Below are 26,061 nucleotides of genomic sequence, written 5' to 3' on the forward strand. Positions count from 1 at the left end.
TCAGACCCCCGCCGCTCACACCCCCGCCCGCCGCCCGCCGTGCGCCGCCCACTGCCCGCCGTACAGCCGCCCCCTCCGCTCCGTCAGGAGACGACGTCCTTGCGGGCGAATCCCCGGAAGGCCAGGGCCAGCAGCACGATCGCGTACGAGACGGAGAGCGAGACGCCCTGCAGCATCCCGCCCCACTCGAGTTGCGGCTGCAGGGCGTCCGCCCAGGCGTACTGCCAGTGCGCGGGCAGCCACTCCCGCAGCCCGCCCAGGGCCGTGACGGCGTCCAGGACACCCGTGATGATCGAGGCGAAGACGGCGCCGCCGACCGCGCCGAGCGGCGCGTCGGTGGCCGTGGAGAGCCAGAACGCCAGGGCGGCGATGACGAGTTCGGCGAGGAAGACGAAGGCGACGGCGATCGCCAGCCGGGGCAGCGCGACGTCGGCGGGCAGGCTGATGCCGGCCGGCAGTCGCAGGTCCCCCCAGCCGTAGGCGGCCGTCCCGACCGCCAGGCCGATCAGCGGCAGCAGCACGATGGAGGCGGCCGAGAAGGCCAGCCCGACCGCGAACTTGCGGGCCAGCAGCCGGGCCCGCGGGACGGGCGCGGCCAGCAGGTAGCGCAGCGAGGACCAGCTCGCCTCGGACGCCACGGTGTCCCCGCAGAACAGGGCCACCGGGATCACCAGCAGGAACCCGGTGCCCATGAACAGCATGGTGGTGGCGAAGTTGAGGCCGGAGGCGGTGGCGAGCTCGATGAAGGTGGTCCGGTCGGCGCGGTCCGGGGTGCCGCCGATCTGGAACGCCAGCAGGATCACGAACGGCATCGCCGCCAGCACCCCGCCGATCACCATCGTGCGGCGCCGGCGCAGTTGGCGCATCGCCTCGACCCGCAGCGGCAGGGTGCGGCCGGCCCGGTAGCCGGCGGCGTGGTCGGGCGCCGCCTCCCGTGTCTCGACGGTGCTCATGCGGAGCCTCCGATCAGGGAGAGGAAGGCGTCCTCCAGGCGGCGGTGCGGACCCGCGCGCTCCACCGGGACACCGAGGCGGACGAGTTCGGCGACCAGCCGGCCGGCCGTCATGCCGTCGAGGTGCACCAGCAGACCGCCCTCGACCACGTCGACGGAGCCGACGCCGGCCAGCGCCGCCGTCTTGTCGGCGGCGATCGCCAGCTCGTCCGGCCCGTACTCGGGCGGCGTGCCGATCAGCAGCAGCTCGCCCGCGCCGACGATCTCGGCCACGTCGCCCGCGCTGACCAGCCGGCCGTGGTCCATCACCACGAGGTGGGTGCAGGACTGCTCGACCTCGGAGAGCAGGTGGCTGGAGACGATCACGGTGCGTCCGGCGGCCGCGTAGCGGATCATCACCTCGCGCATCTCCCGGATCTGCGGCGGGTCGAGCCCGTTGGTGGGCTCGTCCAGGATCAGCAGGTCGGGCAGGCCCAGCATGGCCTGGGCGATGGCCAGGCGCTGGCGCATGCCCTGGGAGTAGGTGCGCACGGCCCGGTCCAGGGCCTCGCCGAGGTCGGCGATGACCAGGGCCTCGTCCAGGTGGGAGTCCTCGGCGGGACGACCGGTGGCCTGCCAGTACAGCTGGAGGTTGGCCCGGCCGGTGAGGTGCGGCAGGAAGCCGGCGCCCTCGACGAAGGAGCCGACCCGGGAGAGCACGGGGGCGCCGGCCCGGACGGCGTGCCCGAAGATCCGGATCTCGCCCTCGTCGGGTCGGATCAGGCCCATCAGCATCCGCAGCGTGGTGGTCTTGCCGGCGCCGTTCGGGCCGAGCAGGCCCAGCACCTGGCCCTGCTCCACCCGGAACCCCAGATCGCGGACGGCGTACCGGTCGGCGGCACCCTTGTACCGCTTGCTCAGGCCGGTGATCTGCAGCGGCACGTCGGCCAGCGCCGGATCGGGGGCGCTGCGCTGCCCGCGCCGCCGCACCCCGCGCCGGCCGAGCAGCAGCAGGGCGGCGAGGCCGACCGCGACCAGCGGCAGCAGCCAGGTGCGGGCCGGCAGCGGCGCGGCCTCGGTGGTGAGCGCCTCGTCCGTCGGCAGGTTCACCGGGCTCGCCACCGCCACCCGGTAGGTGGCGGGTTCGGCCGGGGAGGCGTACGCCAGGTCGGTGCTGGCGAGCACCAGCCGCAGCCGGTGCCCGGCGGGGAAGTCGTGGTCGACGGCGGGCAGCGCGACCTGCACGGTCCGGCCGCCGGGGGTGTCCGCGCCGGTGACCCGCAGCGGGGCGACCAGCTGCTGCGGCAGGCTCTGCTTCCCGTCCGGGCCGACGTCGTACAGCTTGGCGAACAGCACGGCCTCGGGCCGGTCGGCGCCGACGCGCACCGACACGGTCGGCTGCCCGGTCAGGTGCAGGTCGCTGCCCAGCGGCGCGGAGTCGAAGGCCGCGTTCTGCCCGGGGAAGTCCAGCGAGATGCCGCCGCCCAGCGAGGCGGCCTGGGACAGCGCGCCGATACCGGGCAGCGTGGAGATGTTCGGCGGGGCGCCGCCCGGCGGGTTGGCGAAGGCCTGTTCGGCGCCGGTGAGTTCGACCGTACGGGAGGCGGTGCCGGTCAGCCCCGGGTAGGCGTCGGCGGTGGCGCCGCGCAGCACGGCCTGGAATCCGGTGGAGTCGACGCCGCCGGTACGGGTGACCCGGAACGCGGGGCCGACGTCGTTCCCGGCGCCCTTCAGATAGTGGTCGAACCAGCCGTCCACCCGGGCGTCGACGCGCTCGCTGCTCTCGGTGCCCCCGTCGTGGCCGCCGGCGAACCAGTCCACCGCCACCGGTGCGCCGTTGTCGGCCACCGCCCCGGCGATGGCGTCGCCCTGGTCGAGCGGGAAGAGCGAGTCCTGCTGCCCCTGGACGACCAGGGTCGGCGCCTTGAGCCGCGCGGCCACCGAGGACGGGCTGGAGCGGTCGAGCAGCGCGACGGCCTGCGGGTCGGCGTGCCCGGTGGTGGCGACCCGGTCGTACATCGCGCAGAGCTCGTCCAGGAACCGGCCGCAGCCGACCGTCCCCTCCGGGGCCGGATTCGGCCCGGCCTTGCCGCCCTGGGCGTCGGCCAGGTCACCGGCCGAACCGGTGGTGAAGAAGATTCCGGCCCAGAGCTTCTTGAACACCCCGTCCACGGCGCCGGAGCCGGCCGCCGCCTCCGGGCCCTGGTCGGTGCTCCCCTGGGGGCTACCTCCCTGGGGGCTCTGCTCCCTGCTTCCCTGCGGGAAGAGTGAATCGGCCAGGTTCCACCAGGTGATCTGGCTGGCCACCGCGTCGATCCGCGGATCGTAGGCCGATCCGAGCAGGGCGGCCGCGCCGCCGTAGGAGGCCCCGGTGATGCCCACCCGGGGGTCGCCGGGCGCGTCCAGCCGGACTTCGGGGCGGGTGCCGAGCCAGTCGACCAGGTGCTTGACGTCCTCGATCTCACGCTCGGGCGCGTTGAGGCCGATCCGGCCGCCGGAGTGGCCGAACCCGCGGGCCGACCAGGTGAGCACGGCGTAGCCGGAGCGGGCGAGCTGCTGGGCGCGAGCCCGTTCGCCCTCCTTGCTGCCACCGAAGCCGTGGGCCAGCAGGACGGCCGGGCGCGGGCTGGTCCCGGTGGTGAAGTACGAGGTGTCCAGGGCGACGGTCTGGGCGCTGCCCGGCGTCTCGGGCATCTGCAGGACGTGGTCCTCCTGGCGGACGGTGGCCTCGCCGCCCGCCGCGACCGCCGTCCAGGTACCCGCTCCGGCCAGCGCGACCACCGCCAGTGAGGCGGCCGCCACCCGTCGAGCCGTGAACGTCCCGCGCCCGCGCCACCGGCGCCATGCCCCACCGAACTCCATGGACAGCGATCCTATGGGCGCCTCGGGTAGGGAAGCCGTAAAGGCGGACGGGACACCCGTCCCCGGATCCGCTCGCACGACCGGGCGGGCGACGGCGTGCGACCGGCCCGGGCGGCAGCGCCGCCCGGGCCGGGTTCCCAACACCCTCCGGTCTACAGCACCCGGGTCATCGTGCGGTGCGGGATGCCCGCGTCCAGGTACTCCGGGCCCTCGGCGGTGTAGCCGAGGCGCTCGTAGAAGCCGAGGGCCTGGACCTGGGCGTGCAGCTCCAGCCCGGTGGCGCCGCGGGCCCGGCCGGCGTCCTCGACGGCCCGTACCAGGGCCGCGCCCAGACCGGTGCCGCGCGCCGCCTTGAGCACCGCGAGCCGTCCGAGCAGTACCCGGCCGGGCACGCCGCCGGTGACCTTCAGCGCCTGCTCGCCGTGGATCAGGCGGGCGGTGCCCAGCGCGGTGCCGTCGGCGCCCACCGCGAGCAGGTGCTCGGAGGTGGCGTCGAGGTCGTCCCACTCCTCGTCCTCGGAGATCTGCTGCTCGACGATGAAGACCTCGCGCCGCACGGCGTGCACCAGGGCCAGGTCGTCCGCGCCGGTGGCGATCCGGATGTCCGCGGCCATCTCAGCTCTCCGAGGAGATGATGTCGAGGGCCTTCTTCAGGTCCGCCGGGTACTCGCTGTCGAACTGCACCCACTCGCCGTTGGCGGGGTGCTCGAAGCCGAGCGAGACCGCGTGCAGCCACTGCCGGGTCAGCCCGAGGCGCTTGGCGAGCGTCGGGTCGGCGCCGTAGGTCAGGTCGCCGACGCAGGGGTGGCGCAGTGCGGACATGTGCACCCGGATCTGGTGGGTGCGGCCGGTCTCCAGCTTGATGTCCAGCAGCGAGGCGGCGCGGTAGGCCTCGATCAGGTCGTAGTGCGTGACGGACGGCTTGCCGGCCTGGGTGACGGCCCACTTCCAGTCCGAGCTGGGGTGGCGGCCGATCGGGGCGTCGACGGTGCCGCTCATCGGGTCCGGGTGGCCCTGGACGAGGGTGTTGTACTTCTTCTCCACCACGCGGTCGTGGAACTGCCGCTTGAGGTCGGTGTACGCGCGCTCCGACTTGGCGACCACCATCAGGCCCGAGGTGCCGACGTCGAGGCGGTGCACGACGCCCTGGCGCTCGGCGGCGCCGGAGGTGGAGATGCGGTAGCCGGCGGCGGCCAGGCCGCCGATCACGGTGGTGCCGGTCCAGCCGGGGCTGGGGTGGGCGGCGACGCCGACCGGCTTGTCGACGAGCACGATGTCGTCGTCGTCGTGGACGATCCGCATGCCCTCGACGTGCTCGGCGACGATCTGCACGGGCGCGGCGGGGGCGGGGATCTCGACCTCCAGCCAGGATCCGGCCATCACCCGGTCGGACTTGCCGGCCGTCGCCCCGTCGATGGTCACCTTGCCGTCGGCGGCCAGCTCGGCGGCCTTCGTCCGGGAGAAGCCGAACATCCGGGCGAGGGCGGCGTCGAGTCGCTCGCCCTCCAGGCCGTCGGGAACGGGGAGGCTGCGGGTCTGCGCTGCGGTACTCACCCGTACGAGTATGCCGGACTGCGGGGGCGCTCCTCACTCGACGGCCCCGCGGGCGCCCCGGCCCGGCCGCGCGGGCCGTGCCGGGGCGGTGGTCAGCGTCCCGCTACTCGGCGTCCCGGCCGGCTCCCCGGACGTCCTGCTCGGAGCCGGGATCCCCGGCCGCCCCGCCGTTCGCGTCGGCGCCGGGCTCCGCCTTGCCGGCGGCGGCGTGGTGGGTGGTCCCGTCCGGGTTGCTGCCGCGGAACGAGAGCAGCACCACCAGGATGCCGCCGCAGACGATCGCGGAGTCGGCCAGGTTGAAGACGGCGAAGTGCTGGACGGAGATGAAGTCCACGACGTGGCCGCGGAACACCTCCGGCGAGCGGAAGAGGCGGTCGGTCAGGTTGCCGAGGGCCCCGCCGAGCAGCATCCCGAGGGCGACGGCCCAGGGCAGGCTGTAGAGGCGCCGGGCGATCCGCCAGATCACCACGATCACGGCCGTCGCGATCATGGTGAAGACGATGGTCATCGCCTGGCCCATCCCGAAGGCGGCCCCGCCGTTGCGGATCACCTGGAGGGTGACCACGTCACCGAGCACCGCGATCGGCGAGTGGCCCTCCAGCCTGGCGACCACCAGCAGCTTGCTGCCCAGGTCGATCAGGTAGGCGAGCAGCGCGACGACCAGCAGGACGCCGATCCGGCGGCGGCGGGCGACGCCGGTGGCGCCGGTGGCCGGGGCCTCGGCGGGTGCCGCGGGGGTCGCCGACGGATCGGGCTCGACCACGATCGCCGTCCTCGCGCTCTGCACGGCCTCCGCGGCGCCCTCCGCACCTGCGTCGGGGGTCTGCGCCGGGGCGGCAGTGGTCGGGACGGAGTCGTCCCGTGTCTTGGGGGAACCTGACGTACTGATGATCCGCTCCGCTGCCGCAATGAGGTCCCCCCGGCCGGAGGCTGGGGGAGGGCCGACGTTACGGGGTCGAGCGTACGGCAAGCCCGGCCCCGTTCGGCGCCCCGGCTACCGCCGTTCCTGCTTCGCCTTGCACGTGACGCAGAGCGTGGCCCGCGGGAAGGCCTGCATCCGGGCCTTCCCGATCGCCTGGCCACAGGACTCGCAGACGCCGAAGCCGACGCCCTCCAGCCGGGCCAGCGCGCGCTCGGTCTGGGCCAGGCTGTCCCGGGCGTTGTTGGCGAGGGCCAGCTCGCTCTCGCGGGAGATGTTCTTGGTGCCGGCGTCCACCTGGTCGTCGCCGGCGCCGTCGTTGGAGTCGCGCATCAGGCCGGTGATCGCGGCCTCGGAGGCGTCGATCTCGGCCTGCAGGCGCTCCAGATCGCTGATCAGCTCGGCGTGCAGTTCGGCGACCTCCACGGAGGTCCAGGGGTCCTCACCGGTGCGTACGGGCAGCTCGGCCGGGTCGACCGACTCCGCCCCGGCGCCCGCCCTGGCCCCGCTGGCCACGGGCGTGCGGGTACGGCTCGGCGCTGCGACGCGCCCGGTGCTGGTCTTGTGCCGTGCAGTGGTCACGGTCCCCTCCCCTGGTTCGCCTGCCACGGCCTTGCGGGCCCGCTTGGTTGCGGTGCTCGCGACGGTTGCCTTCTCAGCCATGGCTTTCGACCCCATCTACGAATGAATCGAGCCGCCGGTTCCCGGCGGCCTCCAGTGCCGGAACGATAATCCCCATCAAATCCGGTCACAACGTGACATACCGAAACGACCTGCCGATCCCACCCGGCCAGCCGCCCGACACCACCTCCGCTCGACCGCACCCGCCCCCGCGCTGACCAACTTGTGCCCAGATCGTCATCGGCTAATCACGCCCACCCCACCGACCTGCACCGCAGGCGGCCGGCACCCGGGCCCGGCGCGCACGTCCCACCCCCTCCCGCACGGGTGTTCCCGCGACCGTCGGGCCGCGGGCGCGCGGTACCAAACCGACTTGCCGGGGCCGATACACTGGGCCTGCAAGGCGCAGATGGGACGAGTACCGACGTACGCAGCCACCAGCGACCCGGGGACGGTGCGAGCCCGGGGGTGTGCACGGCGGGAAGATCACCCCGGAGCCGCCGGAAGAACGGCCCACCGGCCTACTAGACCCGGCAGCAAGCCCAAACAAGAGGGCCGCAGGCACCATCGCGGCCAAGGAGGGTGGTACCGCGGGACGGCACGCCGTCTCGTCCCTCCGTCGGATCAGGCCCACGTATCCGCCGGAGGCAGAGAACCGCGATGACCAGCTACAACCCCGTCCCCGCCCAGGTGGACCTCCCCGCGCTCGAACATCAGATCCTGAGCTTCTGGCAGGACAACAAGGTCTTCCGGCAGAGCCTGGAGCAGTCCGAGGGCCGCCCCGAGTGGGTGTTCTACGAGGGCCCGCCGACCGCCAACGGCATGCCCGGCGCCCACCACATCGAGGCCCGCGTCTTCAAGGACGTCTTCCCCCGGTACCGGACGATGAAGGGCTACCACGTCGCCCGCAAGGCCGGCTGGGACTGCCACGGCCTCCCGGTCGAGCTCGCCGTCGAGAAGGAGCTGGGCTTCTCCGGCAAGCAGGACATCGAGCGCTACGGCATCGCCGAGTTCAACGCGAAGTGCCGCGAGTCCGTGACCCGGCACACCGACGCCTTCACCGAGCTCACCACCCGGATGGGCTACTGGGTCGACCTCGACGAGGCGTACCGGACGATGGACCCGTCCTACGTCCAGTCCGTCTGGTGGTCGCTCAAGCAGATCTTCGACAAGGGCCTGCTCGTCCAGGACCACCGCGTCGCCCCCTGGTGCCCGCGCTGCGGCACCGGCCTGTCCGACCACGAGCTGGCGCAGGGCTACGAGACCGTCGTCGACCCGTCGGTCTTCGTGCGCTTCCCGCTGACCTCCGGCCCGCTGGCCGGCCGCGCCGCGCTGCTGGTCTGGACGACCACGCCGTGGACGCTGGTCTCCAACACCGCCGCCGCCGTCCACCCGGACGTCACCTACGTCGTCGCCACCGACGGCACCGAGCAGCTCGTCGTCGCCGAGCCCCTCCTCGCCAAGTCCCTCGGCGAGGGCTGGGAGGCCACCGGCGAGCGGTTCACCGGCGCCGAGATGGAGCGCTGGGCGTACCGCCGGCCCTTCGACCTGGTCGAGATCGAGGACGCGCACTACGTCCTCAACGCCGACTACGTCACCACCGAGGACGGCACCGGCATCGTCCACCAGTCCCCCGCCTTCGGCGCGGACGACCTCGCGACCTGCCGCAGGTACGGCCTGCCGGTGGTCAACCCCGTCCTCGCGGACGGCACCTTCTCGCCCGAGGTCCCGCTGGTCGGCGGCATCTTCTTCAAGAAGGCCGACGAGGCGCTGGTCAAGGACCTCCAGGAGCGCGGCCTGCTCTTCCGTCACCTCCCGTACGAGCACAGCTACCCGCACTGCTGGCGCTGCCACACCGCGCTGCTGTACTACGCGCAGCCGTCCTGGTACATCCGGACCACCGCCGTCAAGGACGCGCTGATCCGCGAGAACGAGGCCACCAACTGGTTCCCGGAGAACGTGAAGCACGGCCGCTTCGGCGACTGGCTGAACAACAACATCGACTGGGCGCTCTCCCGCAACCGGTACTGGGGCACGCCGCTGCCGATCTGGCGCTGCGAGGAGAACCACCTCACCTGCGTCGGCTCGCTCGCCGAGCTCTCCGAGCTCACCGGCACCGACCAGAGCGGCCTCGACCCGCACCGCCCGTACATCGACGACGTCACCTTCGACTGCCGCGAGTGCGGCGGCACCTCGACCCGCGTCCCCGAGGTGATCGACGCCTGGTACGACTCGGGCTCGATGCCCTTCGCCCAGTACGGCTACCCGTACCAGAACAAGGAGCTCTTCGAGAAGCGCTACCCGGCGCAGTTCATCTCCGAGGCGATCGACCAGACCCGCGGCTGGTTCTACACGCTGATGGCCGTCGGCACGCTGGTGTTCGACAAGAACAGCTACGAGAACGTCGTCTGCCTCGGCCACATCCTGGCCGAGGACGGCCGGAAGATGTCCAAGCACCTGGGCAACATCCTGCAGCCCATCCCGCTGATGGACCAGCACGGCGCCGACGCCGTCCGCTGGTTCATGGCGGCCGGCGGCTCGCCCTGGTCCGCCCGCCGGGTCGGCCACGGCACCATCCAGGAGGTGGTCCGCAAGACCCTCCTCACCTACTGGAACACCGTCGCCTTCCAGGCCCTCTACGCCCGCACCGCCGACTGGGCGCCGTCCGGGGCCGACCCGGCCCCCGCCGACCGCCCGCAGCTCGACCGCTGGGTGCTCTCCGAGCTGCACACCCTCGTCCGCGAGGTCGACGCCGCCCTGGAGGCCTACGACACCCAGCGGGCCGGCAAGCTGCTCTCCGGCTTCGTCGACGACCTCTCCAACTGGTACGTCCGCCGCGGCCGCCGCCGCTTCTGGCAGGGCGACAAGGCGGCCCTGGCCACCCTGCACGAGGCCCTGGAGACCGTCACCCGCCTGATGGCGCCGCTCACCCCCTTCATCACCGAGCGGGTCTGGCAGGACCTGGTCGTCCCGGTCGTCCCCGGCGCCCCGGCCTCCGTCCACCTGGCCACCTGGCCGACCGCCGACGAGGCCCTGATCGACACCGACCTCTCCCGCCACATGGCCCTGGTCCGCCGCCTGGTCGAGCTCGGCCGCGCCACCCGCGCGGAGTCCGGCGTCAAGACCCGCCAGCCGCTCTCCCGCGCCCTGATCGCCGCCCAGGGCTGGGACGAACTCCCCACCGACCTGCGCGCCCAGATCGCCGAGGAACTCAACGTCACGGCCCTCGAATCCCTCGCGGCCGTCGGCGGCTCCCTGGTCGACACCACCGCCAAGGCCAACTTCCGGGCCCTCGGCAAGCGCTTCGGCAAGGGCGTCCAGGACGTCGCCAAGGCCGTCGCCGCAGCCGACGCGGCGGCCCTCGCCGCCGACCTGCGCAGCACCGGCACCGCCACCGTCGACCTGAACGGCGAGCCCGTCACCCTCACCCCCGACGAGGTCGTCATCACCGAGACCCCGCGCGAGGGCTGGGCCGTCGCCAACGAGTCCGGCGCCACCGTCGCCCTCGACCTCCACATCACCCCGGAGCTCAAGCGCCTCGGCGTCGCCCGCGACGCCATCCGCCAGATCCAGGAGGCCCGCAAGAACTCCGGCCTCGACGTCGCCGACCGCATCATCCTGCGCTGGAACACCACCAACGACGAGACCGCCGAGGCCATCACCGAACACACCACCCTGGTCGCCGACGAGGTCCTCGCCCTCGACTTCGCCCCCGGCGCAGCCGACTGGGAGTCCGCCCCCTTCACCGACGAAACCCTGGGCCTGACCTTCCACCTCCGCAAGGCCTGACCCCAGCCAGCCCCCCACCAAGCCGGCCCCCCCCCCCCCCCCCGGGGGGGGGGGGGGGGCGGGGCCCCCCCCCCTACTAAACCGGGGGCTTGACTTCCCACCTCCCCAGGGCGTCACCCCACCCCCCCCCCCACCACGCGGCCCCCCCCCCCCCCCGGGCGGCGCCCGCTTCGCCGTCCCCGACACCCGCCCCCAGACCCCCGACCCCTGACCCCCTCCCTCCCCCACCACCCGCCCTCCCCCTCCCCACCCCCTCCCCCCACCCCCCACCCGAGGGACGGGCTGCGGGAGGGGGTGGCGGACGGGGTGGGTGCGGAGGGGGGCGTGGTGCGCGATTATCCGACTGCCAACGGCGAGCACCCCGCACACGAGAGTCGGCAGTCGGATAATCGTGCAGCCCCCCGGAGCACCCACCCCGGGAGCCGCCCCCGGCACCCACCCTCCCGAGAACCCCCACAACCCGCGCGCCCCGCGCAACCCCGCGCAACCCCGCGCTTCGGCGCAAAAAAGCGCTCCCCCCGCAGCCGAAGCCACAGGGGGAGCGCCAACCACTACCGCCTAGCAGGACAACCTCAGTTGTCGCCGTCCTCGTCGATCAGGAAGCCCCGCATCGGCGCCGGCGCCTGCTGCATCGGCTGCGGAGGCTGCGGACGGACCGCGGCCATCGGCTGGGTCATCCCGGCCGGGGCCATCTGCGGTGCACCCGATCCGCCGGACGCCTGGCCGTTCCCGAAGGAGGGCTGGCTGCCGCCGCCGAAGGAGCTCTGCCCGCCGAACGACGGGCCGCCGCCGAAGGACTGCTGGCCGCCACCGAAGGAGGGCTGACCGCTGCTCATCGCCGAGGCACCGGCCGGAGCCATCGACGACGCGGCCGGCGGCAGCGAGGCGGTGGCCGGGATGCGCGGCGGGGCGAGCGAGTCGTCGGCCTGCGACTCCAGCTGGCGCAGCTGGGTCTCCAGGTACGACTTCAGTCGCGTGCGGTACTCACGCTCGAAGGCGCGGAGGTCCTCGACCTTGCGCTCCAGCGTGGCCCGCGCGGACTCCAGGGAGCCCATCGCGACGCGGTGCTTCTCCTGCGCGTCCCGCTCCAGGGCGTCGGCCTTGGCGCGGGCGTCGCGCTCCAGGCCCTCGGCCCGGCTGCGCGCCTCGCCGACGATCTTGTTGGCCTCGGAACGGGCCTCGGAGATCGCCTGGTCGGCGGTCTGCTGGGCGAGTGCGAGCACGCGGGCCGCACTGTCGCCGCCGGGAGCCTGCTGCTGCTGCATCGGGCCGCCCATGGGGCCGCCCATCTGCTGCGGCTGACCCATCGGACCGCCCATCGGGCCGCCCATCGGCTGGAGCTGGCCCATCTGCTGCTGGCCGTGCTGCTGCTGGCCCATCTGCTGGCCGGGCACCTGCTGGCCCATCGGCTGCAGCATCTGACCGCCCATCGGCTGGACCAGCTGCTGCTGGCCGCCCATGGTCTGGCCCATCTGCTGCTGGCCCATCTGCTGCTGCATGGGGCCGCCCTGGCCGGAGGGCAGCTGCGGGGCGCCGGAGGGCAGGCCCAGCGGCTGGTTGCCCATCTGCTGCTGCTGGGGCTGGCCCATCTGCTGCTGGGGGCCGCCCATCTGCTGCTGGCCCATCGGGCCGCCCATGGACTGGCCGGGGCCCTGCTGCCCGGGCACCGGCGGGCCGGATATGGCCGCGGGAACGGGGGCGCCGGGCCGCGAGTCCTGCTGCGGCTCCTTGCGCATGTTGGCCTGGTTCTGCGCGGCGGCACGAGTCGCGGCGGCCAGCTTGGCGCGCAGGTCCTCGTTCTCGCGGAGCAGCTTGGTCAGCTCGGCTTCGACCTCGTCGAGGAAGGCATCGACCTCGTCCTCGTCATAGCCTTCGCGCAGGCGGACGGTCGTGAACTGCTTGTTCCGAACGTCCTCGGGGGTCAATGGCATCTCTTCACCTCAACGTGATCGTCGGCACACCGGCATCCTGTCGCATCGCTCACCTACGACAGGCGCTGCACGAGCGAGATCAGGACATACACAATGATCATCAGTACGAAGAAGGACAGGTCGAGCGCCACGCCCCCGAGACGCAACGGCGGGATGAACCGCCGAAGAAGCTTGAGCGGCGGATCCGTGACAGTGTACGTGGCCTCCAGGACGAGGACCATGGCCTTGCCGGGCTGCCACGAACGTGCGAACTGGAAGACCCAGTCCATGACCAGCCGGAAGAGCAGGAACACCAGGAAGACGGTCAGTGCATAACCGAGCACTGCCCCCACGATCCCCATCGAGAATCCCTCTCCCTGGCCATTCGGCGCTTCGCTTGCTCAACGGTCCGGCTTGTCACTTGCTGAACTGTCGCTAACTCACTGTCGATCAGATCCACACATACAGTCGTGGCCGGGTCAGCTCTGGTTGAAGAACCCACCCTCGGCGATACGGGCCTTGTCCTCCGCCGTGACATCGACGTTAGCAGGCGACAGGAGGAACACCTTCTGCGTCACGCGCTCGATACTGCCGTGCAGACCGAAGACGAGTCCAGCGGCGAAGTCTACGAGGCGCTTCGCGTCGGTGTCGTCCATCTCGGTCAAATTCATGATCACAGGAGTCCCGCCACGGAACTGTTCCCCGATGGTACGGGCCTCGTTGTAGGTCCTGGGGTGCAACGTCGTGATGCGGTACGGCTCTCGTTCGTTCACGACCTTGGGCATGATCACCGGGGCGCTCTTCTCCAGGTTGTGGCGGCGTTCGGGTGTGATGGACGACACTGGGGCCATCCTCGGGGTCTCCTGCCGGATCGGGACCGCGGCGGGAACGGGCTGCGGTGCGATCTGCGCGACCGGGGCGGGCTGCGCGGCCGCGGGGCGGGGGATGTCCTCCGTCCGCCCGGTGCGGATCGGCTCGGGGTCCGCGTCGTAGTCGTCGTCGGGGTCGTACCCCTGGCCGTCGTACGTCTCGTCCTCCACGAGGCCGAGGTAGACCGCCATCTTGCGCATTGCGCCGGCCATTCTCCTGTCTCCTCCGCTCTGTGGTGGATCGGCTCCGTCACCGGCGGCCTTCGCCTGCGGATTCCGCGACCCGCGAGGGCCCGCCGGACGAGTCGTCCGGGCGGGCTCGTGGGAGTCGTGAAGTTGCGATCCACGGTTAGCTAGCGCTCAGGAAAGCTGCTAGGTTCTGTCCTGTTTTGTCCTGCAGTCTGATCTACTACCCGGTGACGTTACCCGAGGGGTGACCGCACTCCGAGTACCGCCGTTCCGACGCGCACATGTGTCGCTCCGGCGGCCACGGCCTGCTCGAGGTCCCCGCTCATTCCCGCGGAAACCATGGTGGCAGCAGGATGGCTCGCCCGTACGGCGGTTGAGATTTCCGCCAGCCGCGCGAAGGCGGCGGCGGGATCGCCGGTCAGCGGCCCCACCAGCGGAGCCACCGTCATCACCCCGTCGAGCCGCAGCCCGGGGGCGGCGGCGATCGCGTCGGCCAGCTCGGCGACCTCCGACGGCGCCACCCCGGCCCGCCCCTGCCCCAGACCGGCCTCCTTCTCCAGGGCGACCTGGACCAGGCAGCCGAGCTCGGGCCGCTCGGCCTTGAGCACGGCCGCCGAGAGCGAGTCGACCAGCCGCAGCCGGTCCACCGAGTGCACCCGGTTCGCGTACCGGACGACCGAGCGGACCTTGTTGGTCTGGAGCTGACCGACGAAGTGCCAGTCGAGCGGAAGGTTCGCACACAGCTCGGCCTTGGGGGCGGCGTCCTGGTCGCGGTTCTCCGCCACGTCGGTGACGCCGAGTCCGGCCAGGAGTGCGCTGTCCTCGGCGGGGTAGGTCTTGGTCACGACGATCAGGGTGACCTCGTCGCGCGAGCGCCCGGCAGCCTGGCAGGCCGCCGCGATCCGGCGCTCCACCACGTCGAGGTTGGCCCCGAGCTGTTCGAGGCGTGCCCGCTGACCGTCGGTCAGGGCAGCGAGGAAGGCGGGTCCGCCCGGGAACGGACCGTAGATGTCGTTCGTCATCAGAGTTCAGAGCCCAACCAGACGTAGCTCGCGAGCCGACCGGTGCGCTGCTCGCGGCGATAGGAGAAGTGATCGGCGGATTCGAGGGTGCAGTCAGATGATCGCACCAACTCGGTGACTCCCGCATCGGCCAGTTGGGCCGCGACTCCCGCCGGGACGTCCAGCGCCGGGGTCCCCCAGGAGGTCCGCGCGTACGCCGCCGGCACCAGGGTGCTCACCTCCGCCCGGAGCGCGTCGGGCACCTCGTAGCACCGCCCGCAGACCGCGGGGCCGGTGGCCGCCGTGATCCGCTCCGGACGGGCGCCGAGCTCCACCATCGCGCGGACCACCGCCGGCACCACGCCGGCGGCCAGGCCCGGCCGGCCGGCGTGCGCCGCGCCGGTCACGCCCGCCACCGGGTCCGCCAGCAGGACGGGCGTGCAGTCCGCGGTCAGCACCGCGAGGGCGAGCGGGCGGTCGGTGACCACCGCGTCCACCGTCGGGGCCGAGCCCTGCGGCTGCCGCTCCGTCACCACGGCCACGTCCGCGCCGTGCACCTGGTTCATCCAGACCACGTCCGCCGGGTCGAGACCCAGCGAGCGGGCCGCCAGCCGCCGGTTCTCCCGGACCGCGGCCGGGTCGTCCCCCACCGCACCGCCGAGGTTCAGCTCCCCGTACGGCGAAATGCTCACCCCGCCCCACCGGTCGGTGAAGGCGAAGTGAGCACCGTTTCGCGTGTCGAACCGCTTCACTCGGGCTGTGCCTACTTCAGGAAGTCGGGCACATCGAGCTCCTCGGCGGGGCTCTCCACGTAGGGCTGCCGGACCGGCTGCACCTGCGGGGGAACCGGCGAGGCGGTCGTGGTGGCGTGCGAGTCGGAGTGCCGGGAGCCGGACTCGCCGTCCGAGCGGGTCACCGAGCCGATGCTCCCGTACGACGGCCGGGTGGCCGGGCGCTCGGGGGCGGCCGGCGCGGTCGCCGGGGACGCCTTGACCACCGGGTCGCGGACGATCGCCGGCGGCTGCCCGCCGTCGAAGCCGGCCGCGATCACGGTGACCCGCACCTCGTCGCCGAGCGCGTCGTCGATGACCGCGCCGAAGATGATGTTGGCCTCGGGGTGGGCGGCCTCGCTGACCAGCTGGGCCGACTCGTTGATCTCGAACAGGCCGAGGTCGGAACCGCCGGAGATGGAGAGCAGCACGCCGCGCGCGCCGTCGATGGAGGCCTCCAGCAGCGGCGAGGAGATCGCCATGATGGCGGCCGCCTTGGCGCGGTCCTCGCCCCGGGCCGAGCCGATGCCCATGAGGGCCGAGCCGGCCTCGGACATGACCGACTTGACGTCGGCGAAGTCGAGGTTGATCAGACCGGGGGTGGTGATCAGGTCGGTGATGCCCTGGACGCCGGAGAGCAGCACCTGGTCGGCGGAGCGGAACGCGTCCAGCACGCTGACCTGGCGGTCCGAGATGGACAGCAGCCGGTCGTTGGGGATGACGATGAGGGTGTCGACCTCTTCGCGCAGGCCGGCGATGCCGTCCTCGGCCTGGTTCGCGCGACGGCGGCCCTCGAAGGTGAAGGGGCGGGTGACGACGCCGATGGTGAGGGCGCCGAGCGAGCGGGCGATGTTGGCCACGACGGGCGCGCCGCCGGTGCCGGTGCCGCCGCCCTCGCCGGCCGTCACGAAGACCATGTCGGCCCCCTTGAGGACCTCCTCGATCTCCTCGCGGTGGTCCTCCGCCGCCTTGCGGCCGACCTCGGGGTTCGCGCCGGCGCCGAGGCCCCGGGTGAGTTCACGGCCCACATCGAGCTTGACGTCGGCGTCGCTCATCAGGAGGGCCTGCGCATCGGTGTTGATCGCGATGAACTCGACGCCCTTGAGACCGACCTCGATCATCCGGTTGATGGCGTTGACACCGCCGCCGCCGATGCCGACGACCTTGATGACTGCGAGGTAGTTCTGCGGTGCTGCCACGTCGAAGGCCTCTCGCCTCGAATTTCCGGGTCGGCCCGGCGCCCGGGTGCGCGCCGTTCCGACGGATGTCGATGGGTGGGGAGCCTGGTTCCTGACTGAATGTCCGAAATGCCGACCGCCGACCCGAACCCTAAACTTGACCTTTAGGGTTGTTGCTGCGCCTCTGTCACATCACCGTGGGACACAGCCTGGTGACACAGGACACTAGGTCGCGGCGGGCCCGTGTTCAACGAACACGCCGAGCTTCCCTTTTTTCTTTTGAGCCTATGTGATCATCAACCGGCCTGGGAAACCGGGGTGACCGCCGAAACTCTCGTATGCAGAAACCTACCGGATCATCCGGACAACGCAGGCGCCTCCGGCACACTCACGTCGTAATTCGACGCCTTCTGGTGCATCAGGGCCGTCAGCACCCTGGCTTTGCGTTCGGTCCGGTCCGGACTCCCCCAACGGACCGTCCCACCACCGCTGAGCTGCAGCTGGATGTCGTCGTAGCTGTGCACCAGGACGGCTCCGGCCCGCCTGGCGACCTCCTCAGGCAGGCCCGCGGCCACCGTCACGGCGCCCTGGACCAGCTGCTGGCGGGTGATCACCTCGATGACATCGTTCGCCTGCTGACTGAGCTGCAGCTCCACCACCGGCACCCCCGCGGGGGCGGTCGGCTCGGTGGCGAAGCTCACCCCACCGGCATCCACCTGGGTGAACTGTCCGTCCTCGCCCTTGACGGCGGCCACCGGCCGCCGCTGCTCGACCTTGACCCGCAGGGTGTGCGGCCAGCCGCGCCAGACCTCGGCGTCGGCCACCCGCGGAATGGCCTTGACCCGCCGCTCGACGTCCGCCAGGTCCACCCGCGCGAGCGGCCCGTCGCCGAGCCCGCCCACCGCCTGGCGGACCTGGTCGGCCGTCAGCCGGTCGTCCCGCATGCCCTGCACCGAGACGCTCCGCACGTCGAGCACCGAGGAGAAGAAGACCAGCCAGGACACCGTGCCCAGGACGGCCGCGACCAGCACGCCCAGCACCGTGAAGCCGCGCCGGGAGAGCCGGAGCCGGGGAGCGAACTCCTCGGCCTCCTCCTCCTCGAACGCACCGGCGCCGGGCGGGCCGTCAGCCACGGCGGCGACCACCCCGGGCTGCCTCGATGGCCTCGTACACCATGCCGACCAGCAGGTCGTCCGCGTCCCGGCGGCCGAACTCCGAGGCCGCCCGGCTCATGTCCCACAGCCGCTGCGGATCGGTGAGCACCGGCAGCACGTTGCCCAGCACCCACTCCGGGGACAGCTCGGCGTCGTCCACCAGCAGGCCGCCGCCCGCCTTGACCATCGGCTGGGCGTTCAGCCGCTGCTCGCCGTTGCCGATCGGCAGCGGGACGAACGCGGCCGGCAGCCCGACCGCCGCCAGTTCGGCCACGGTCATCGCGCCGGCCCGGCAGAGCATGAGGTCGGCCGCCGCGTACGCGAGGTCCATCCGGTCCACGTACGGCAGCACCCGGTACGGCGGCATCCCGGGGATGTCGTCCACCGTCGGCAGCTCGTTCTTCGGGCCCACCGCGTGCAGGATCTGCACGCCGTACTGCTGCAGGCGCGGGGCGATGGTCTGGATGGTCTCGTTCAGCCGGCGGGCGCCCTGCGAGCCGCCGGAGACCAGCAGGGTGGGCAGCCGCTGGTCGAGGCCGAAGTACTGCCGGGCCTCGGGGCGGGCCGCGTTGCGGTCCAGGGTCGCGATGGTGCGGCGCAGCGGGATGCCGATGTACCGGGAGTCGCGCAGCTTGCTGTCGGGCGTGGAGACCGCGACGAAGTCGCTGTACCGCGCGCCGATCTTGTTGGCCAGGCCCGGGCGGGCGTTCGCCTCGTGCACCACGATGGGCACGCCGGCGCGCTTGGCGGCCAGGTAGGCGGGCATCGCGACGTAGCCGCCGAAGCCGACCACGGCGTCCGCCTTGACCCGCTCGATGATCTCCTGGGCGGCCCGGACGGTGCCGCGCAGCCGGCCCGGCACGGTGATCAGCTCGGGGGTGGGCTTGCGGGGCAGCGGCACGGCCGGGATCAGCTCCAGCTGGTAGCCGCGCTCGGGCACCAGACGGGTCTCCAGGCCGCGTTCGGTGCCCAGGGCGGTGATCCCGATGGACGGGTCGTGCCTGCGGAGGGCGTCCGCGAGGGCGAGGGCCGGCTCGATGTGACCGGCGGTCCCCCCGCCGGCGAGTACGACATGCACCGAAATTCACCGCTCCCTGCGCGCCGGCCGGGAGGCCGGGCGTGCTGTGGTTCGTCGTCGTGGCAGCACCCGGGCCAGTCGTGTCCTGAGCCGGGAGTTGGTGGTCCGGGCGGCCAGGGCCGCCTGAGCCCCCGGTGTGCTGCGTGCGAAGCAGAGCAGCACACCGATGGCGCACATGGCCGACAGCATGGCGGAACCGCCGTAGGAGAACAGCGGGAGCGGGACGCCCGCGATGGGCAGCAGTCCCAGCGCCGACCCCAGGTTGACCATGGCCTGCGCCATGATCCAGGTGGTGGCGGCTCCCGCGGCGTACCTGACGAAGGGGTCCTTCGCACCGATGGCCACACGGATACCCGCGTAGCCTAGTGCCGCGAAGAGTCCGATGACCGACAGCGTCCCCACCAGTCCGAGTTCCTCGCCCGTCGCGGCGAAGATGAAGTCCGTGTGGGCCTCGGGGAGCTGGCCCCATTTCTCGACGCCGGCGCCGAGTCCGGAGCCGAAGGGGCCGCCCAGCGCGAACGAGTAGACGCCGTGCAGGGCCTGGAAGCAGGCCCCGTTGGCGTCGAGCCGGGTGACCCCGATGCAGGACAGCCGCTCGGCCCGGTGCGGCACCGTGACGACCAGCGCGGTGCAGGCCACCACGGCCACCCCGAGGGTGGCCACGAACAGCCGCAGCGGGGCGCCCACCATCCAGAGCAGGCCGAACAGCATGGCCACCAGGATCATCGCGGTGCCCATGTCCCCGCCGAGCATGATGAGCATCAGCAGCAGCAGCGCCCCGGGCACCAGCGGGATCAGCAGGTGCTTCCACTGGTCGAGCATGCCGGTCTTCTGCTTGCGGGCCAGCAGGTCGGCGGCCCACAGCACGAGCGCGAGCTTCGCGAACTCGGACGGCTGGACCTGGAAGAAGCCGAAGTCCAGCCAGTTCCGGTTGCCGCCGACCTCCACCCCGATGCCCGGTACGGCGACCAGCGCCAGGGCGCCGATCACTCCGAACATCAGCGGGTAGACGATCACCCGGAGCACCGCGACCGGCAGCCAGGCGAGGGTCACCAGCAGGGCGGTGCCGAGCAGCACGGCGACCAGCTGCTTGAGGAAGTAGAACAGCGCCGAGCGGTGCTGGCCGAGCGCCAGGATCTGGGAGGAGGAGAAGACCATCACCAGCCCCAGCACCACCAGCAGCAGCGCCGCCCCGAGGATCAGGTAGTACGGCGTCAGCGGGCGGTCCAGGGTGTACCGCAGCCGGGCCCGGAAGGCCCGCAGCCGGGCGAGCGGCCCGGCCGACTTGAAGGTCGTGGTGGTGGCCGAGATCAGCTTCAGCGGCGAGTCGCCCCGCTCCGGCGGGGCCGCCGTCCCGCCCTTGCCCTGACCCGCCACCACGCACGCTCCCCTCTGATTCGTGGCTCACTCGCCTCCGGGGGCGCTTCTCGTCCGGTGCCGACGGTCGGCGGGCGCTGCGGCCCCTCCTCCGTCGGGACCTCGGCCCTTCTCCCCTTCGGCACCGGCGCACCCCTTCGGCCCGTTCGCCGGACCCTTCGTGCCGGACGCCCACCGGTGCCTGCCGAACGGAAACCGGTTCGCCGGCCGTCGCCCCGCGGGGCCCGGTCCGGGCCGCTACCGGGCCGCCCGCTCCCGTACCGCCGCCGCGAACAGGTCGCCGCGCTCGGCGTAGTTGGTGAACATGTCCATCGAGGCGCAGGCCGGGGCCAGCAGCACCGTGTCACCCGGTCGGGCGAGTCCGGCGGCCGCGTCGACCACCTCGGCCATCGCCACCGCGCCAGTCTGGCCCTCGGCCGCCTCGATCACGGGCACATCCGGCGCGTGTCGCGTCAGGGCGTCCCGGATCAGCGCGCGGTCCTCGCCGATCAGGACGGCGGCCCGCAGCCGGCCCGCGGCGCCCTGGACGAGCTCGTCGAAGGCCGCGCCCTTGGCGAGCCCGCCGGCGATCCAGACCACCGGCCGGTAGGCGGCCAGCGAGGCCGCCGCGGCGTGGGTGTTGGTGGCCTTGGAGTCGTCGATGTACGTGACGTCCTCGACGACGGCGACCTCGGCGATCCGGTGGGCGTCCGGCCGGAAGGCCCGCAGGCCCTCGCGGACGGCCTTGGGGTCCACCCCGTACGCCCGGGCCAGCGCCGCCGCCGCGAGGGCGTTGGCGATGTTGTGCGGGGCCGGCGGGTGGACGTCCTCGACCGAGCCGAGTTCGGCGGCGTTCTTCTGCCGGTCGGGCACGAAGGCGCGGTCCACCAGGAGGCCGTCGACCACGCCGAACTCGGAGAGGCCGGGGGCGCCCAGCGTGAATCCGACCGCCCGGCAGCCCTCCTCGACGTCGGCCTCGCGGACCAGCGCCTCGGTGGCCGGGTCGGCCGTGTTGTAGACGCAGGCCACCAGGTTGCCCTGGTAGATCCGGCCCTTGTCGGCCGCGTAGGCCTCCATCGAGCCGTGCCAGTCCAGGTGGTCGGGGGCCAGGTTGAGCACGGCCGCCGAGTGCGGGCGCAGCGAGGGCGCCCAGTGCAGCTGGTAGCTGGAGAGCTCGACGGCGAGCACGTCGTACGGCTCGTCGGCGAGCACCGCGTCCAGGACGGAGACCCCGACGTTGCCGACGGCGGCGGTGCGCAGGCCGGCGGCGGTGAGGATCGAGGCCAGCATCTGGACGGTCGTGGTCTTGCCGTTGGTGCCGGTGATGGCCAGCCAGGGGGCGGGTTCGCCGGTGGCGGGCAGCGGCCGGCGCAGGCGCCAGGCGAGTTCGACGTCGCCCCAGACGGGGACGCCGGCGGCGTCGGCGGCCAGGAACAGCGGGCTGTTCGGCGGCCAGCCGGGCGAGGTGACGACGAGCCGGGTGCCCTCGGGGAGGCTGTCGCCGTCGCCGAGGCGTACGGCGACGCCCCGGGTCTCCAGTTCGGCGGCGCGGGCCGACAGCCCGGCTCCGGAGCCGCCGTCCACGACGGTGACGCGGGCGCCGAGGCCGTGCAGGACGCGGGCGGCGCTGATGCCGGAGACGCCGAGGCCGGCCACCACGACCGGCAGGTCGGTCCAGTCGGGGTTGACGGTCATCCGGTGACCCATCCTGCGTAGAAGAGTCCGAGGCCGACCGCGACGCACAGGCCCTGGATGATCCAGAACCGGACCACGATCAGGACCTCGCTCCAGCCCTTGAGCTCGAAGTGGTGCTGCAGCGGGGCCATCTTGAAGACGCGCTTGCCGGTCATCCGGAACGAGCCGACCTGGATGATCACCGACAGGGTGATGATCACGAACAGGCCGCCGAGCAGGGCCAGCAGGATCTCGGTGCGCGAGCAGATCGCCAGGCCGGCCAGGGCGCCGCCGAGGGCGAGCGAGCCGGTGTCCCCCATGAAGATCTTCGCGGGCGAGGTGTTCCACCACAGGAAGCCGAAGCAGGAGCCCATCAGGGCGGAGGCGACCACCGCGAGGTCGAGCGGGTCGCGCACGTCGTAGCAGTTGGCCGTCGCGGAGATGGCGTAGGCGCAGCTCTGGCCGTACTCCCAGACGCCGATGAAGACGTAGGCGCCGAAGACCATCACCGAGGCGCCGGTGGCCAGGCCGTCCAGACCGTCGGTCAGGTTCACGCCGTTCGACATCGCGGCGATCATGAAGTAGGCCCAGATGACGAACAGCACCGGGCCGATCGACCAGCTGAAGTCGTGCACGAATGACAGGTGCTGGGACGCGGGCGTGAGCCCCCGGCTGTCGCTGAACTGCAGCGACAGCACGGCGAAGGCCAGGCCGACGAAGGACTGTCCGAGCAGCTTCGCCTTCGCCCGCAGGCCCAGCGAGCGCCGCTTGACGACCTTGATGTAGTCGTCGAGGAACCCCACCACGCCCAGACCGGCCGTCAGGAACAGCACCAGCAGCCCGGAGGCGGTGGGGCTCTCCCCGGCTATCACCTTGGTCGCGGCGTAGGCGATCAGGGTGGCCAGGATGAAGGCGATGCCGCCCATGGTGGGCGTGCCGCGCTTGCTGTGGTGGGCCTTGGGCCCGTCGTCGCGGATGTACTGGCCGTAGCCGCGCTTGGCCAGCACCTTGATCAGCGCCGGGGTGCCGAGCAGCGACAGCACCAGGCCGATGATGCCCGCGATGAGAATCTGCTTCATCACAGGGCAGCACCGTCCGTCGACTGCGTGCCGTCCGAGAGCAGTGCCTCGGCGACCTTCTCCAGACCCACCGAACGGGAGGCCTTCACCAGGACCACGTCCCCTGGCAGCAGCTGACTGCGCAGCAGCTCGACCGCCGCGTCCGCGTCGGACACCAGCACCGACTCCTCACCCCACGAACCTTCGTTCCTCGCGCCCAGTTCCATGCAGGCCGCCTCGCGTCCGCCGACCGCCACCAGCTTGGTGACGTCCAGCCGGACCACGAGCCGCCCGATGGCGTCGTGCTCGGCGAAGCTCTCCTCGCCCAGCTCCCGCATCTCGCCGAGCACCGCCCAGGTACGGCGGCGCCCCGGACCGCGGCCCCCCATCGACACGAGCGCCCGCAGCGCGGCCCGCATCGAGTCCGGGTTCGCGTTGTAGGCGTCGTTCACGACCGTGACACCGTCGGCCCGGTCGACGACCTCCATGCGCCAGCGGGACAGCGCACCCGCCTCGCCCAGGGCGGCGGCGGTGTCGTCGACGGACAGCCCGAGCTCCATCGCCACCGCAGCGGCGGCGAGGGCGTTCGAGACGTGGTGCTCACCGTACAGGCGCAGCTGTACGGGCGCGGAACCGGCCGGGGTGGTCAGCGTGAACGATGGCCGTCCGGTGGAGTCCAGGCGAACATCCTGTGCGCGTACGTCGGCGTCGCCGGCCTCGCCGAACAGCAGGACCCGGGCCCTGGTGCGCGAGGCCATCGCCCGCACCAGCGGGTCGTCGGCGTTCAGGATCGCGACGCCCTCGGCCGGCAGCGACTCGACCAGCTCGCCCTTCGCCTCGGCGATCGCCTCCTTGGAGCCGAACTCCCCGACGTGCGCGGTGCCGACGTTGAGCACCAGGCCGATCACCGGCGGGGTGATGGCGGTCAGGTACTCGATGTCGCCCTTGTGCCGGGCGCCCATCTCCAGCACCAGGTGACGGGTGGTCGGCTCGACCCTGAGCGCCGTCATCGGGTGCCCGATCTCGTTGTTCAGCGAGCCCGGGGTGAAGACCGTCTCGCCGCGGCGGCTCAGCAGCTGCGCGATCAGGTCCTTGGTGCTGGTCTTGCCGGCGGAGCCGGTCAGCGCCACCACCGAGGTGGCGTCGGCCAGGCCCACCACGGTGCGGGCCAGCTTGCCGAGGGCGTCCAGCACGTCCGGCACCAGCACGGCGGGCTCGCCGACCGGGCGGGCGGCCAGCACCGCGACGGCGCCGGCGGCCACCGCGCGGGCGGCGTAGTCGTGGCCGTCCACGTGCTCGCCCGCGAAGGCCACGAACAGCCCGCCGGGCCGGACGTTGCGCGAGTCGTACTCGACCGGGCCGGTCACCCGGGCGGCCGGGTCGGCGCCGTCCACCAGGGTTCCTCCGACAGCGGCGGCCACCTCGGCCAGGGTCAGTGCGATCACGGCTGTTCCACTCCTCGGGTGCCCCGGGCGGCCGACGAGCGGGCGATGACGTCCCGGAGGACCTCCCGGTCGTCGAAGGGGCGGATCTCGTCTCGTACGTACTGGCCGAGCTCGTGGCCCTTGCCGGCCACCAGCACGGTGTCGCCGGCGTGCGCGCGGGCGACGGCGTCGGCGATCGCCTCGGCCCGGTCGGGGACGACCAGGACGGCGCCGCGCTCCCCCTCCGGGACGCCTGCGGCGCCGCCGAGCATGGTGGCGAGGATCGCCAACGGGTCCTCGCTGCGCGGGTTGTCACTGGTCAGCACCGTGGTGTCGGCCAGCCGGGCGGCGATGGCGCCCATCGGGGCGCGCTTGTGCGGGTCGCGGTCGCCGCCGCAGCCGACCACCACGTGCAGCCGGCCCTTGGTGACCTCGCGCAGCGAGGTCAGCACGGCCTGCAGGGCGTCCGGCTTGTGCGCGTAGTCGACCACCGCGACGAACGGCTGCCCGGCGTCGACCCGCTCCAGCCGGCCCGGCACGCCGGGGACGGCCGCGATGCCGGCGACGGCCCGCTCCAGCGGCAGCCCGGCGGTCACCAGCAGGGTGATCGCGGCGAGCGCGTTGGCCACGTTGAACGGTCCGGGCAGCGGCACCGAGGCGTCGGCCGCCGCGCCGCCGGGCCCGAGCACCCGGAAGGTCGAGCCGACCGGCCCGAGCTGGACGTCCACCGCGCGCCAGTCGGCGCCGGCCGCGCCGGTGGCCGAGAAGGTCGTCATCGGGATGGCCGCCTCGGCGGCGAGCCGACGGCCGTACGCGTCGTCCACGTTGACCACGCCGGCCCGGGACTTGCCGGGCTGGAACAACCGGGCCTTGGCCTGGAAGTAGTCCTCCATGTCCGGGTGGAAGTCCAGGTGCTCCGGGGTCAGGTTGTTGAACAGCGAGACGTCGTACGTCACGCCGTCGACCCGGCCGAAGACCAGCGCGTGGCTGGAGACCTCCATCGTCACCGCGTCGGCGCCGCGCTCGCGCATCACCGCGAGGATCGCGTGCAGGTCGGTGGCCTCGGGGGTGGTGCGCTCGCTCTTGATCCGCTCGGCGCCGACCCGCATCTCCACCGTGCCGATCACCCCCGGTGCCCGGCCGGCGCCGAGCAGGCCGCCCTCGACCAGGTAGGAGGTGGTGGTCTTGCCGTTGGTACCGGTCAGCCCGATGGTCAGCAGCTGCTCGGACGGGTGGCCGTAGACGGCCGCGGCGAGCTCGCCCATCCGGGCCCGGGGGCGGTCCACCACCAGCAGCGGGACACCGGCGCCGGCGGCGAGCTCGGCGCCGGCCGGATCGGTCAGCACGGCGACCGCGCCGGCCGCGGCGGCCTGGGCGGCGAAGGCGGCACCGTGGTGGTTGGCCCCGGGGAAGGCCACGTACACGTCGCCGGCGCGCACCGCGCGGGAGTCGTGGGTGACGCCGGTGACCGGCCCGCCTTCGAGGGGGTCGAGGCCCAGCAGGCGGGCCACCTCGGGCAGCGGCAGCGCCGCCACCCGCTCGGGGCGGGGAGGGCTCACGGTGATTTGATCGGGTTTCGGCACGGCGGGCAGGCTATCGGCCGAAGGGCGTCCAGGGCCAAACCGCCCGGTTCCCCCGCTCGGTCTCGGCTCGCCGGGCGCCGCCGGGCGCGGGGCGGCGCTCGGGTCCGACGGGTTCTCGGCGCGGTCGGGCTCGGGGATCAT

General features: G+C 72.8%; 20 protein-coding genes. 1 reads left to right on the forward strand and 19 read right to left on the reverse strand.

Annotation, left to right across the window (positions count from 1 at the left end; genetic code table 11):
• Positions 1–83: 83 nt before the first annotated feature.
• The 6 genes from ACFTWP_RS15025 to ACFTWP_RS15050 all read right to left on the reverse strand — a co-directional run bounded on the left by ACFTWP_RS15025 (position 84) and on the right by ACFTWP_RS15050 (position 6,848).
• The gene (locus ACFTWP_RS15025; RefSeq protein ID WP_380264938.1) at positions 84–953 is read right to left on the reverse strand and encodes an ABC transporter permease; all 870 of its coding nucleotides are present in this window, start codon (positions 951–953) and stop codon (positions 84–86) included.
• Entirely contained in the window at positions 950–3,793 is a 2,844-nt protein-coding gene (locus ACFTWP_RS15030) for an alpha/beta fold hydrolase (protein WP_380264939.1), read from the reverse strand. The genes ACFTWP_RS15025 and ACFTWP_RS15030 overlap by 4 nt, the downstream gene beginning before the upstream one ends.
• A 152-nt stretch (positions 3,794–3,945) precedes the next feature.
• A complete protein-coding gene (locus ACFTWP_RS15035) occupies positions 3,946–4,407 on the reverse strand; it encodes a GNAT family N-acetyltransferase (protein WP_380264940.1) in 462 nt (153 codons plus the stop codon).
• Between the two features lies 1 nt (position 4,408).
• On the reverse strand, positions 4,409–5,347 hold the full coding sequence (locus ACFTWP_RS15040) for an RluA family pseudouridine synthase (protein WP_380264941.1): 939 nt from the start codon (positions 5,345–5,347) through the stop codon (positions 4,409–4,411).
• 103 nt (positions 5,348–5,450) lie between these two features.
• Positions 5,451–6,257, reverse strand: a complete 807-nt coding sequence (lspA, locus tag ACFTWP_RS15045) for a signal peptidase II (RefSeq protein ID WP_380264979.1) — start codon at positions 6,255–6,257, stop codon at positions 5,451–5,453.
• A gap of 84 nt (positions 6,258–6,341) precedes the next feature.
• The gene (locus ACFTWP_RS15050) at positions 6,342–6,848 is read right to left on the reverse strand and encodes a TraR/DksA family transcriptional regulator (protein WP_380264942.1); all 507 of its coding nucleotides are present in this window, start codon (positions 6,846–6,848) and stop codon (positions 6,342–6,344) included.
• Positions 6,849–7,547: 699 nt separating this feature from the next.
• Here ACFTWP_RS15050 and ileS point away from each other — a divergent pair.
• Positions 7,548–10,676 (forward strand): isoleucine--tRNA ligase, encoded by a 3,129-nt coding sequence (ileS, locus tag ACFTWP_RS15055; protein WP_380264943.1) that lies wholly within the window; start codon positions 7,548–7,550, stop codon positions 10,674–10,676.
• A 572-nt stretch (positions 10,677–11,248) separates the two neighbouring features.
• Here ileS and ACFTWP_RS15060 read toward each other — a convergent pair.
• The 13 genes from ACFTWP_RS15060 to ACFTWP_RS15120 all read right to left on the reverse strand — a co-directional run bounded on the left by ACFTWP_RS15060 (position 11,249) and on the right by ACFTWP_RS15120 (position 26,061).
• A complete protein-coding gene (locus tag ACFTWP_RS15060; protein WP_380264944.1) occupies positions 11,249–12,607 on the reverse strand; it encodes a DivIVA domain-containing protein in 1,359 nt (452 codons plus the stop codon).
• 53 nt (positions 12,608–12,660) lie between these two features.
• Positions 12,661–12,948: a YggT family protein gene (locus ACFTWP_RS15065; RefSeq protein WP_073923337.1), complete on the reverse strand. Its 288-nt coding sequence runs from the start codon at positions 12,946–12,948 to the stop codon at positions 12,661–12,663.
• Between the two features lie 117 nt (positions 12,949–13,065).
• The gene (locus ACFTWP_RS15070; protein WP_073923336.1) at positions 13,066–13,668 is read right to left on the reverse strand and encodes a cell division protein SepF; all 603 of its coding nucleotides are present in this window, start codon (positions 13,666–13,668) and stop codon (positions 13,066–13,068) included.
• Between the two features lie 209 nt (positions 13,669–13,877).
• Positions 13,878–14,666 (reverse strand): YggS family pyridoxal phosphate-dependent enzyme, encoded by a 789-nt coding sequence (locus ACFTWP_RS15075; RefSeq protein ID WP_380264945.1) that lies wholly within the window; start codon positions 14,664–14,666, stop codon positions 13,878–13,880.
• Complete coding sequence (gene pgeF, locus ACFTWP_RS15080; protein ID WP_380264946.1) at positions 14,666–15,397, reverse strand: peptidoglycan editing factor PgeF; 732 nt, start codon at positions 15,395–15,397, stop codon at positions 14,666–14,668. The genes ACFTWP_RS15075 and pgeF overlap by 1 nt, the downstream gene beginning before the upstream one ends.
• 11 nt (positions 15,398–15,408) lie before the next feature.
• On the reverse strand, positions 15,409–16,614 hold the full coding sequence (gene ftsZ, locus ACFTWP_RS15085) for a cell division protein FtsZ (RefSeq protein ID WP_380264947.1): 1,206 nt from the start codon (positions 16,612–16,614) through the stop codon (positions 15,409–15,411).
• Between the two features lie 335 nt (positions 16,615–16,949).
• A complete protein-coding gene (locus ACFTWP_RS15090; protein ID WP_380264948.1) occupies positions 16,950–17,726 on the reverse strand; it encodes a cell division protein FtsQ/DivIB in 777 nt (258 codons plus the stop codon).
• On the reverse strand, positions 17,719–18,825 hold the full coding sequence (murG, locus tag ACFTWP_RS15095; protein ID WP_380264949.1) for an undecaprenyldiphospho-muramoylpentapeptide beta-N-acetylglucosaminyltransferase: 1,107 nt from the start codon (positions 18,823–18,825) through the stop codon (positions 17,719–17,721). The genes ACFTWP_RS15090 and murG overlap by 8 nt, the downstream gene beginning before the upstream one ends.
• 6 nt (positions 18,826–18,831) lie before the next feature.
• Positions 18,832–20,205, reverse strand: a complete 1,374-nt coding sequence (gene ftsW / locus ACFTWP_RS15100; RefSeq protein ID WP_380264950.1) for a putative lipid II flippase FtsW — start codon at positions 20,203–20,205, stop codon at positions 18,832–18,834.
• Between the two features lie 234 nt (positions 20,206–20,439).
• The gene (murD, locus tag ACFTWP_RS15105) at positions 20,440–21,876 is read right to left on the reverse strand and encodes a UDP-N-acetylmuramoyl-L-alanine--D-glutamate ligase (RefSeq protein WP_380264951.1); all 1,437 of its coding nucleotides are present in this window, start codon (positions 21,874–21,876) and stop codon (positions 20,440–20,442) included.
• A complete protein-coding gene (gene mraY, locus ACFTWP_RS15110) occupies positions 21,873–22,934 on the reverse strand; it encodes a phospho-N-acetylmuramoyl-pentapeptide-transferase (RefSeq protein ID WP_380264952.1) in 1,062 nt (353 codons plus the stop codon). Before mraY ends, murD begins: the two co-directional genes overlap by 4 nt.
• Positions 22,934–24,358, reverse strand: coding sequence for a UDP-N-acetylmuramoyl-tripeptide--D-alanyl-D-alanine ligase (murF, locus tag ACFTWP_RS15115; RefSeq protein ID WP_380264953.1), 1,425 nt, complete (start codon positions 24,356–24,358; stop codon positions 22,934–22,936). The genes mraY and murF overlap by 1 nt, the downstream gene beginning before the upstream one ends.
• Positions 24,355–26,061, reverse strand: a complete 1,707-nt coding sequence (locus tag ACFTWP_RS15120; RefSeq protein ID WP_380264954.1) for a UDP-N-acetylmuramoyl-L-alanyl-D-glutamate--2,6-diaminopimelate ligase — start codon at positions 26,059–26,061, stop codon at positions 24,355–24,357. Before ACFTWP_RS15120 ends, murF begins: the two co-directional genes overlap by 4 nt.

Origin of the sequence: Kitasatospora sp. NPDC057015 (assembly GCF_042673745.1) — a bacterium.
Taxonomy (GTDB): domain Bacteria; phylum Actinomycetota; class Actinomycetes; order Streptomycetales; family Streptomycetaceae; genus Kitasatospora.

What these genes read in the sequence shown, in the direction of transcription:
- ACFTWP_RS15025 (WP_380264938.1), bottom strand. Translation starts at nt 953, where the DNA reads ATGAGCACCGTCGAGACACGGGAGGCGGCGCCCGACCACGCCGCCGGC.
- ACFTWP_RS15030 (WP_380264939.1), bottom strand. Translation starts at nt 3,793, where the DNA reads ATGGAGTTCGGTGGGGCATGGCGCCGGTGGCGCGGGCGCGGGACGTTC.
- ACFTWP_RS15035 (WP_380264940.1), bottom strand. Translation starts at nt 4,407, where the DNA reads ATGGCCGCGGACATCCGGATCGCCACCGGCGCGGACGACCTGGCCCTG.
- ileS (WP_380264943.1), top strand. Translation starts at nt 7,548, where the DNA reads ATGACCAGCTACAACCCCGTCCCCGCCCAGGTGGACCTCCCCGCGCTC.
- ACFTWP_RS15060 (WP_380264944.1), bottom strand. Translation starts at nt 12,607, where the DNA reads ATGCCATTGACCCCCGAGGACGTTCGGAACAAGCAGTTCACGACCGTC.
- ACFTWP_RS15065 (WP_073923337.1), bottom strand. Translation starts at nt 12,948, where the DNA reads ATGGGGATCGTGGGGGCAGTGCTCGGTTATGCACTGACCGTCTTCCTG.
- ACFTWP_RS15070 (WP_073923336.1), bottom strand. Translation starts at nt 13,668, where the DNA reads ATGGCCGGCGCAATGCGCAAGATGGCGGTCTACCTCGGCCTCGTGGAG.
- ACFTWP_RS15075 (WP_380264945.1), bottom strand. Translation starts at nt 14,666, where the DNA reads ATGACGAACGACATCTACGGTCCGTTCCCGGGCGGACCCGCCTTCCTC.
- murD (WP_380264951.1), bottom strand. Translation starts at nt 21,876, where the DNA reads ATGACCGTCAACCCCGACTGGACCGACCTGCCGGTCGTGGTGGCCGGC.
- mraY (WP_380264952.1), bottom strand. Translation starts at nt 22,934, where the DNA reads ATGAAGCAGATTCTCATCGCGGGCATCATCGGCCTGGTGCTGTCGCTG.
- ACFTWP_RS15120 (WP_380264954.1), bottom strand. Translation starts at nt 26,061, where the DNA reads ATGATCCCCGAGCCCGACCGCGCCGAGAACCCGTCGGACCCGAGCGCC.